This is a genomic window from Bacillus sp. JJ1127, from assembly GCF_036965845.1.
Taxonomy (GTDB): Bacteria; Bacillota; Bacilli; order Bacillales; family Bacillaceae_G; genus Bacillus_A.
Genome location: NZ_JBALQK010000291.1, coordinates 1 through 621, shown reverse-complemented (window position 1 = coordinate 621; position 621 = coordinate 1). Strand labels below are relative to the sequence as shown.

The window sequence follows — 621 nt, the reverse complement described above, 5'->3', positions numbered from 1 at the left end:
AATTGATGTATATATAGTGCTTAGCTAGTTTGTAACAGAGTAATAGAAAAATGCAGTAATTATGGGAGTGTTTTTTGACAGAAAAGATAGCTTTGCGAATGAAAGGATATAAGAAATGAGAAGAAGTCAGAAAATATTCATAGTTGGATAAAGTTATATGAATTCTTTTCTGGTATAGTAAAAGAAAAGGGGGAGAATATATGTACACATTAAAAATTGTTTCAGATCGAGAAGCTGTTTATCAGTTTGCAAGTTATGTAAGAGTGGTTCAAGGGGTGGAAGAAGTGCATGTAGAGGTAGGGGAATCTTTATATGAACATCCACTTATGAAATTCTATGTACACGTAACAATTGAAGAGACATATGAAAAGCAAAAAGCATTACAAGAAATCGCTCGATTAGTAGAATTAGGGCGTTTTACATATGTTCATTATCGGAATGAAGAGATTGAAAAGGCATTTGAAGCAGTTAAATATGAAAGTTTTCGAAAATAAAAGTAATGAAAAGGGAGCGAATGCTCCCTTTTTTGTTAGTAGGAATATTTTTAACATCACGTAAAAATAAGGGGTTTTTCTATGTGTTAATAGAATAGAAGGGAATCTTCCTTCTATATAAATCCAT

The 621-nt window shown here is 31.4% G+C and carries 1 protein-coding gene; it reads left to right on the top strand.

The genetic code is table 11. The features are described 5' to 3' along the window. The first annotated feature begins 200 nt into the window (after positions 1–200). Positions 201–494: a DUF3928 family protein gene (locus tag V7183_RS22820; RefSeq protein ID WP_097896661.1), complete on the top strand. Its 294-nt coding sequence runs from the start codon at positions 201–203 to the stop codon at positions 492–494. Positions 495–621: the final 127 nt, after the last annotated feature.

What these genes read in the sequence shown, in the direction of transcription:
- V7183_RS22820 (WP_097896661.1), top strand. Translation starts at nt 201, where the DNA reads ATGTACACATTAAAAATTGTTTCAGATCGAGAAGCTGTTTATCAGTTT.